Raw genomic sequence first — 370 nt, forward strand, 5'->3', positions numbered from 1 at the left:
GCGTTTGTTTGTCGGCCCGTGGGCACTGCCGTCTCCGCCGTGGGGATCGGTCTGGCTGGATCGCGAATCTGTGCTGTTTGGCGATTCAACATTGGCACTTCGTCAGTGGATGCGCGAGAAAGGCATTCAGTTCGAAATGAAGCAAAACGAACCGGAAGATCATTTTGGTTCACTGCTGCTGATGGCTGCGTGGTTGGCGGAGAATGGTCGCCAGACAGAATGCGAAGAATTGCTGGCATGGCACCTTTTTCCGTGGTCAACACGTTTTCTTGACGTTTTTATCGAAAAAGCAGAACACCCTTTCTACCGTGCACTGGGTGAACTCGCTCGCTTAACGCTGGCGCAATGGCAATCACAACTGTTGATTCCT

General features: G+C 52.4%; 1 protein-coding gene. It reads left to right on the plus strand.

The features are described 5' to 3' along the window. On the plus strand, positions 1 to 370 hold a 370-nt coding region (dmsD, locus tag LZP73_RS19435; protein WP_234236559.1), incomplete at both ends, for a Tat proofreading chaperone DmsD.

It is taken from the genome of Shewanella sp. AS16, assembly GCF_021412365.1.
Taxonomy (GTDB): Bacteria; Pseudomonadota; Gammaproteobacteria; order Enterobacterales; family Shewanellaceae; genus Shewanella; species Shewanella salipaludis.